The following is a 1533-nucleotide window of genomic DNA, read 5'->3' on the forward strand; positions in this document are numbered from 1 at the left end:
GGTTAATTATGGAAAAAAGGACTTATTACGTTTCGGTACAAGGGCGATCGCTACTTGAAGATCCCGGTGCTGCCGCGTACGAATGGGAGATTCAAGCCACCCGGGAGGAGGCGGATCACCTGAGTCATATGCTCGAGCATTTGGGGGAGAAGGAGGAGAACGGATTTATGGCGTTTACCTATCCTTGGCCGGATACGCCGGAAGATGATGTCAATCGCAGCTACGAAAGCTATCTGAACGCGTTATATCGTGAAATTTACCGTTTAGGTACGGCAGAGACGCGGGCGCAGATGGAACGCTCCGGTTTTGCCGCGCAGCTGTAGCTGGTTTGGATGTTCACCAGAAAGGAGCGACGTCTGTGACCTATTACATCAAGGATGCGGAATATCGGCGGATGGATGAGCACCAAGGGCGGCCTTGTGCTGTGATCCAGGTGTATCCTGGTGCGGTGGGGGACCCTGAGCTTTTTGTCCATGTGGCACGTGCTGCGGACGGGAAAGGGTATGAAATTATCCGAATGATTCGCAGCGATGCCGACTTGGAGATCGACTGGTATGATAACGATCTGCATCAGGCGTTCTCCGAGGTGGCGGAGGAGCAGTTTGGCGATCAGGGCTGGCCGGAGCCGGAAGTTCAGCGGAAGGAGTTCCTGGAGAACCTGCTCGCGAAGGAGCAGATCGTTGCTCAATTGGAGCAGTTGCCCCGCTGACAAATGAGATGCCAAATTTATGCTAAAAACGCTTTGAAAAACAAAAAGGATGCGCTATAATAATTAACGCATCCTTTTTTTATAACGATGTGTCCCAGTAGCTCAGCTGGATAGAGCAACGGCCTTCTAAGCCGTCGGTCGGGGGTTCGAATCCCTCCTGGGACGTGACGAAACACTCTCCAAAACGGAGAGTGTTTTTACGTTTCCGGGAGGGTGAGAACCCCAGGTGGGGTTCGTCGGAGCGGGACCGCCCGCACAAGCAGGGCGGACAAGCGGAGACTCGAGCGGCGCGAGAGTACCCTGACGGGGACGTGCTAAAAAAGCACCCATATGGGTGCTTTTTGTTATGTACCGGGTCGGGCGAGAAGCCCTATCACACTAACTGGATTTTCTACCGTTATTTTGGCCGTTTTTGAGCAAAACCGAAGAATTAGCGGTAATTCCTACTGTTATTTCAGTTCAAATCAGCCACTGAGCAAGACATCTGCAAAATTAACGGTAGATTTTCCCGTTAGTACTTTGCCCATGAGAAAAAGCCAAAAATTAACGGTAAGATTTCCAGTTAATTCATTTCAATCTGGACTAGGGGAGGCACATATTAGCCACGGGACCCATACGGGACCCACCATATCTCCCCAATAAAATCAAAAAAACCCTTTGTTAATCAAAGGGCAAGAAATTGAAAAAAAGGTTATGGAGCGGGTGAAGGGAATCGAACCCTCGCCTCAAGCTTGGGAAGCTGGCGTTCTACCATTGAACTACACCCGCAAGAGCTAAGCAAGAAATATTATAACGCCAACACAAACAAGAATCAAGCCCCCGCG

2 protein-coding genes and 2 tRNA genes are annotated in these 1533 nt (G+C 50.5%); 3 read left to right on the plus strand and 1 reads right to left on the minus strand.

Annotated elements, in window-relative coordinates; translation table 11 throughout:
• The 3 genes from PBA01S_RS22530 to PBA01S_RS22540 form a co-directional block, all read left to right on the plus strand.
• Nucleotides 1–323 (plus strand): hypothetical protein (locus tag PBA01S_RS22530; protein WP_307719287.1); only part of this gene is annotated, 323 nt, incomplete at its 5' end.
• Between the two features lie 35 nt (nucleotides 324–358).
• Nucleotides 359–709 carry a hypothetical protein gene (locus PBA01S_RS22535; RefSeq protein ID WP_255315426.1) on the plus strand — a complete coding sequence of 117 codons (351 nt, stop codon included), beginning with the start codon at nucleotides 359–361 and terminating at the stop codon, nucleotides 707–709.
• 91 nt (nucleotides 710–800) lie between these two features.
• A tRNA-Arg gene (locus PBA01S_RS22540) sits at nucleotides 801–874 on the plus strand.
• Nucleotides 875–1403: 529 nt separating this feature from the next.
• Here PBA01S_RS22540 and PBA01S_RS22545 read toward each other — a convergent pair.
• Nucleotides 1404–1477: transfer RNA gene (locus tag PBA01S_RS22545), tRNA-Gly, on the minus strand.
• Between the last annotated feature and the right edge of the window lie 56 nt (nucleotides 1478–1533).

This window comes from Paenibacillus barengoltzii NBRC 101215, from assembly GCF_004000745.1.
In the GTDB taxonomy this organism is placed as follows: domain Bacteria; phylum Bacillota; class Bacilli; order Paenibacillales; family Paenibacillaceae; genus Fontibacillus; species Fontibacillus barengoltzii.